5 protein-coding genes and 1 pseudogene are annotated in these 6,454 nt (G+C 64.0%); 3 read left to right on the plus strand and 3 right to left on the minus strand.

Going from position 1 to position 6,454, the window contains the following annotated elements:
- Nucleotide 1: 1 nt before the first annotated feature.
- Nucleotides 2-871 (minus strand): LysR substrate-binding domain-containing protein, encoded by an 870-nt coding sequence (locus BLX42_RS03155; RefSeq protein ID WP_161871128.1) that lies wholly within the window; start codon nucleotides 869-871, stop codon nucleotides 2-4.
- A gap of 110 nt (nucleotides 872-981) precedes the next feature.
- Between BLX42_RS03155 and BLX42_RS03160 the strand changes: the two genes are divergently transcribed.
- A complete protein-coding gene (locus BLX42_RS03160; RefSeq protein ID WP_161871129.1) occupies nucleotides 982-2,043 on the plus strand; it encodes a YeiH family protein in 1,062 nt (353 codons plus the stop codon).
- Nucleotides 2,044-2,093: 50 nt separating this feature from the next.
- Nucleotides 2,094-3,467 (plus strand): nucleotide 5'-monophosphate nucleosidase PpnN, encoded by a 1,374-nt coding sequence (gene ppnN, locus BLX42_RS03165; protein WP_046785477.1) that lies wholly within the window; start codon nucleotides 2,094-2,096, stop codon nucleotides 3,465-3,467.
- A gap of 103 nt (nucleotides 3,468-3,570) precedes the next feature.
- On the opposite strand, the gene BLX42_RS03170 is transcribed toward ppnN, so the two are convergent.
- Both BLX42_RS03170 and pssA read right to left on the minus strand, forming a co-directional pair.
- Nucleotides 3,571-4,737 (minus strand): GGDEF domain-containing protein, encoded by a 1,167-nt coding sequence (locus BLX42_RS03170; RefSeq protein WP_080952087.1) that lies wholly within the window; start codon nucleotides 4,735-4,737, stop codon nucleotides 3,571-3,573.
- A gap of 82 nt (nucleotides 4,738-4,819) precedes the next feature.
- On the minus strand, nucleotides 4,820-6,148 hold the full coding sequence (pssA, locus tag BLX42_RS03175; protein WP_161871130.1) for a CDP-diacylglycerol--serine O-phosphatidyltransferase: 1,329 nt from the start codon (nucleotides 6,146-6,148) through the stop codon (nucleotides 4,820-4,822).
- Nucleotides 6,149-6,304: 156 nt separating this feature from the next.
- Here pssA and BLX42_RS26780 point away from each other — a divergent pair.
- A pseudogene (locus BLX42_RS26780) lies at nucleotides 6,305-6,454 on the plus strand (GlxA family transcriptional regulator); the annotation flags it as partial.

The following is a 6,454-nucleotide window of genomic DNA, read 5'->3' on the forward strand; positions in this document are numbered from 1 at the left end:
GTCACGTACACAGCGCCATGAACCGCGCCGCCGCCCGCGAGGGCGTGGCCGCATGCGGCAGCAGAATGGAAAAGTGCCTGACCAACGGCTGCGGGGCGATGTGCAATCGCTGCAGTGCGCCCCCTTCATGCCTGATCGACATCGCCGAAACGAAGCCGATGCCCATCCCCGCCCGCACCGCCTCCTTCACCCCTTCGACCCCGGCAATTTCCAAGGCTACGCGCATGGCCACGCCACTGCGCGCAAATGCCCGTTCAACGACCTGCCGAACCCCGGAGCCGCTTTCACGCAGCACCAAGGGGTAGCTGCCCAAGGCTTCCAGCGTCTGACCCGCCTGATTGGCCAACGGGTGAGCGCTTGGCACGATGGCGACGATTTCGTCCTCACGCCACGGCGTGACACCCGTGCCCAGCGGTAATTCCTGCCCGGGCGGGCCTTCGATCAGGGCGATGTCCACACTGCCCAACGCCGAGACGATCTCTGCGGTATTGCCGTGCAAGGTGCTCACCTGCACCTCGGGGTATTGCGCATGGAAGTCGGCGATCAGGTAAGGCAGCAGGTAGCTGGCGGGCGTAGTGCTGGCACCGATGCGCAAGGTGCCGCGCTCCAGCCCGCGCATGGCGTCGCGCAGTGCCTGGGCCTGGCGAAAGGTTTCGCGCAGGCGTTCGGCATGGGCCAGCAGCTGCTCGCCGGCCGCAGTAAGCCGCACGCCGCGGCCGGCGCGCTGGTACAGGGGCTCGCCGAATGCGTCCTGCAGCAGCTTGAGCTGGCCGGAGACAGCCGGCTGCGAGAGATGCAAGGCCAACGCTGCATGGCTGATGTTGCCATGCTCGGCAACGGTGGCAAACGTTATCAGTTGTTCCGGGGTCATGAATGCAAAATATCAGCTAAGCGGATATTTGCCATCCTGAATTACGATTTTTTATAAGCTTATAACCAAATTAAAGTAGGCCCTGTCGAATCACTGTCCGGAGGACTCACATGGCCACGGTACCGTCCAACCCTGCCTTTGCCCCTACCCTTTCTACCCGAGGGCGGCTCAACGGCATCCTGTTCGTCGCATTGTTCGCGTTCGCCGTCACCCAACTGGCGGCCGTGCCCGTTATCGCCAACCTGGGCATCAGCCCGCTCATCGTCGGCATCGTCGCCGGAGCCCTTTACGGCAACGCCCTGCGTGATGGCGTGCCAGCCAGTTGGGCGGCGGGCATCAATTTCTCTGCCCGCGGGCTACTGCGCATCGCGGTGGCCTTCTTCGGCCTGCGTGTCAGCCTGCAGGAAATCGCCGAAGTCGGCTGGTCAGGCCTTGCGGTCTCGCTGCTGGTGGTGGTCAGCACCCTGCTGATCGGCCTGTGGTGCGGCATGAAGCTGCTCAAACTGGACCGCGACACCGCCTTGTTGACCGCCGCCGGCAGCGCCATTTGCGGCGCCGCAGCAGTGCTGGCCTTCGAATCGGCGCTGCGCAGCGCACCGCACAAGAGTGCCATGGCAGTGGGCAGCGTGGTGCTGTTCGGCACCCTGTCGATGTTCCTGTACCCGCTACTGATCAACAGCGGCTGGCTGCACCTCGATACCCTGGGTGCCGGCCTGTTCCTGGGCGGCACCGTTCATGAGGTTGCCCAGGTGGTGGGCGCGGCAAGCAATGTCAGCCCCGAGGCCACGCACATCGCCACCATCGTCAAGATGACCCGGGTGATGCTGTTGGTGCCGGTACTGCTGGTGGTGGGTGTCTGGATCAGCCGTACCCGGCTGCCGGGTCAGGCACAAGGCAACGGCCGCATCGCCATGCCCTGGTTCGCCTTTGGCTTCCTCGCGCTGGTATTGGTGAACTCGCTGCAGGTATTGCCAGGCAGCGTGACCCAAGCGGTCAACAGCCTGGACACCTTCGCCCTGACCATGGCCATGACCGCACTGGGCATGGAGACACGCTTGAGCCAGATCCGCCAGGCCGGCCCGCGGGCGCTGGTGACCGGGGCGATTCTCAACCTGTGGCTGCTCGGTGGCGGGCTGGCGCTTACGCTGGGTGTGCAAAAGCTCTTCGCATGACTTATGGTGTTGTCAAAGAAGGATGTTTTACCTGCACAGGAAAGACTTAGATGCCCCAACGCCATGTCATCAATGCATCCGTCAGCCCCAAAGGCAGCCTGGAGACGCTGTCGCAACGTGAAGTCCAGCAACTGAGTGAAGCCGGCACCGGTAGCCTCTACACCCTGTTCCGCCAGTGCGCCCTGGCCATCCTCAACACCGGCGCCCATGTCGACAATGCCAAGACCATCCTTGAGGCCTACAAGGACTTCGAGGTACGCATCCACCAGCAAGACCGCGGCGTGCGCCTGGAGCTGCTCAATGCACCCGCCGATGCCTTCGTCGATGGCGAAATGATCGCCAGCACCCGCGAGATGCTGTTCAGCGCCCTGCGCGATATCGTCTATACCGAAAGCGAGCTGGCCAGCCAGCGCATCGACCTGGAAAGCTCCCAGGGCATCACCGACTACGTCTTCCACCTGCTGCGCAACGCACGCACCCTGCGCCCGGGCGTGGAGCCGAAAATGGTGGTGTGCTGGGGCGGCCATTCGATCAGCAGCGAGGAGTACCAGTACACCAAGAAGGTTGGCCACGAACTGGGCCTGCGCAAGCTGGACATCTGCACCGGGTGCGGCCCGGGCGTGATGAAGGGGCCGATGAAAGGCGCCACCATCGCCCATGCCAAGCAACGCATGCACGGCAGCCGTTACCTGGGCTTGACCGAACCGGGCATCATTGCCGCCGAGGCGCCCAACCCGATCGTCAACGAACTGGTGATCCTGCCGGACATCGAGAAGCGTCTGGAAGCCTTCGTACGTGTCGGGCACGGCATCATCATCTTCCCAGGTGGCGCCGGTACTGCCGAGGAGTTCCTCTACCTGCTGGGCATCCTGATGCACCCGGACAACCAGGACCTGCCCTTCCCGGTGGTGCTGACCGGGCCGCGCAGCGCCGAGCCGTTCCTGCTGCAGCTACATGCCTTCGTTGGCGCCACCCTGGGTGAGGCAGCCCAGCGCCACTACCAGATCATCATCGATGACCCGGCCGAGGTCGCGCGGCAGATGGTCGAAGGCCTCAAGGAGGTCAAGCAGTTCCGCCGTGAGCGCAACGACGCGTTCCACTTCAACTGGCTGCTGAAGATCGACGGCGGCTTCCAGCACCCGTTCGACCCGACCCACGCCAACATGGCGGAACTTGCCCTGCGCCGCGACCTGCCGCCGCATGAACTGGCCGCTAACCTGCGCCGGGCGTTCTCCGGCATCGTTGCCGGTAACGTCAAGGACAAGGGCATCCGCCTGATCGAGGAGCACGGGCCCTATCAGATCCGCGGGGAAAGTGCGGTACTGGAGCCGCTGGGGCGCCTGTTGCAGGCGTTTGTCGACCAGCACCGGATGAAGCTGCCCGGTGGCGCGGAGTATGTGCCTTGCTATCAGGTTGTCACCTGAAGACAACGGGGCCGCACTGCGGCCCATCGCCGGCAAGCCGGCTCCCACTGGGTTTGCGCTGAGCTTTAGAGCAGCGGGGTACCTGTGAGGGCCGGTTGAAAGGCTACCTGACAGTGTTCATCTCGCTGCGGTCAACCAGGCGAATGCTGTTACGCCCGCCACGCTTGGACTGATACAGCGCCACATCACCCTGCTCGATCAACGCCGCCAGGCTCGCCGGCGGATGGTCGAACAGGTTGGCGCCAATACTCAGGGTCACGGCCTGCGGGGTCGGCATTGCCTGCTCGGCAAATTGCTGGAACTGGCTACGCAAAACGCCACCCAGCTCCACCACCCGCTCACTGCTGGCATCGCTGAGCAGGATGACGAACTCATCCCCGCCCAGCCGCGCCGCCAATGACCGCTCCGGCAACACCGCACGGATCATCTCGCTGAGCGTGACCAACAGCCGGTCGCCAGCCGCGTGGCCATGCAGGTCATTGACCAGCTTGAAATTGTCGATGTCTATCAGCAGCAGCGCCCCAGGCCGGGCCGGGCTCACGTCCTTGAACAGGTGCGTGGCGCGGACTTCCAGCGCCCGGCGGTTGTACAACGCCGTCAACGGATCGCGGGCAGCCAGCCGGGCGATCCGCTCTTCACGCCGATAACGCACAGTACCGGTCATCGACAGGGCGATCAGCATGATCGCCATGGCCCCCTCGACCAGCGACACCTGAATGATCAGGCCACCGAAGGTTGCCAGGTCGATCAGCGTGCCAGGCGTCACCGCGATGACCGCCTTGACCACATAGAACAGGCCATGGATGAGCAGCACATAACGCAACTGCACCGCCCCCACGCTCAACGACTTGCCGTGCGGGCGCAACAGCAGGCTGGCCTTGAGCGTGAGCAGCGCCACCAGCAGCGAGTTGACCATCAGCATGACCTTCGACCACTGAGGCCCCACGGGCAGCAGCAGCAAGGCAAACCAGGCGACGACGATCAGCAGCCAGCCCCATGACAGGCGGGCCTGGGTAAAGCGCAGCACCCCCAGCAGGAAGAACGCATGCGCCACCACCAGCAAACCGTTGGCGAACCAGATACCGATCAACAGCAAGCCGATCCCGCGCAGCAGGGCCAGGGTGGAGCCGATGGTGATGGTAGCGAAACCCGCGCTCCAGAACAGCAGCGAGGGTTCGCGGACGCTGCGCCACTCGATCGCCAGGTACAAGGCTGCGGCGGCAGCCAGGGCGATGGTGATGGTCAGCATCGTGGGTGGATCAAGCGCCATGAAAGTGTTGGCCTGTCTGGGTAACGTGGAAAACGGCTGATTGTATTCGTTTGCCATGACTTTTCAGAGAGGTAAAAACGGCTCACAACACCCGCTTGATCAACGGCTCCAGCCGGCTGAAACGCAAGCGGCGCAAGAACCTGCGCACTTCTTTGGGGTGCTCTGCCTTGACGCCCAGTTCTTGCGCCGAGCCGATCTTCGGTGCAAACCGGCGAATGCCCTCCAGTTCCACTTCCCGCGGCACCGTCCATTCGCCCTGCGGGTCGTCGATCAGCAGCCCGTTCTCCAAGTCCAGGTTGAACCCGCGCGGGTTGAGGTTGTTGCCTGTCAGCAACGAGTAACGCTGGTCGACCCAGACGCCTTTGGCATGAAAGGTATGCCCAGGGTCGTTCCAGATCCGAACCACCAGTTGGCCGCTGACGATGCTGGCATGGCGGCGCCGGGCAAAGGCGCGCAGGTTGTCTTCATACAGATAGGGCAACGCGCCACTGGCGCTGAACGGCTCGCCGGGTGCGATATAAAAATCATTGGCCGTAAGGTGGCCGACAATCAGTTCCACCCGCACGCCGCGATCCAGGGCGTGGTCGATCTCGCGCATCACCACCCGGGGCGGGTTGAAATAAGGCGTGCTGATGATGATCTGTGACCGCGCCGCAGCCAGCAGCGCGCACACCGCGCGGTTAAGCGGGTTGCCACGGCCAACGCCGAGCAATGGCACCACCCGCAGGCCCTGCCCTGCAACGGCAGCCGGTGCGTCATACGCCATGCGCCGCAGCCGTGCACGCAAGCGGCGAATATCGCCGCGCAGGCTACGGTTGGCCGGTGGCGCCGGCAGGTCCAGGCGCGGTGTTGCAGTGTGGTGCAACAGCCGCCGTACCAGGCCGACCATGGCATCGGCCAGCGCAGGCGACTGGAACAGGTGGTAACGGTCCAGGCGGTAACGGTCGAAACGGTGCAGGTAGACGTTGTTCAAACTGGCGCCGGTATAGATCACACAGTCATCGATCACGCTGCCCTTGAGGTGCAGCACGCCGAACAACTCACGGGTTTGCACCGGTACGCCATGGATCACCACGTCCAACCCACGCAGCTCCCGCTGGGCCTGGTACCAGGCGGCATTGCCCGGCTGGCGCCCGGCGCCCAACAGGCCACGGCGGGCGCGGAACCAGTCGACCACGATGACGATCTCCAGGCCCGGCCGCGCCGCCTTGGCCTGGTACAGGGCATCCAGCACTTCCTGCCCGGCCTCGTCCTCCTGCAAGTACAAGGCGACGATGACAATGCGCCGGGTCGCAGCGCCGATGCGCTCGAGCAAGCAGGCGCGATAGGCCGCAGCATCGGGCAACACCTGGATGGCCTGCGGCGCGATGGCGAAACCTGGCAGCGCCGCCAGCATGGATTCGGGGTTCAAATAGCTTCACCTTCTGTCTGCATTCAGGTCCATTCCTGGCCATCACGCCGGGGTGTAAGATCGACCGGGCAACGACCCATAACAACAAGAAACATGCGAGGCCTGTTTTCCACTGCCCCCGACGAATCACGCCTCAGCTTGCACAGGAAGATCGCAATGGTCCACCCCGTTTCTGCAATCGTCTCGCCTTGCCCAGCCAAGACCTTTGGTTTTCTGGTGCTGCCCAACTTCACCACCATCGGCCTGGCGTCGGCGGTGGAAACCCTGCGCATGGCCAACCTGGCCGCCCGCCGCCCCCTCTACCGC

The organism is Pseudomonas sp. SG-MS2, from assembly GCF_009933855.1.
Lineage (GTDB): Bacteria > Pseudomonadota > Gammaproteobacteria > Pseudomonadales > Pseudomonadaceae > Aquipseudomonas > Aquipseudomonas putida_E.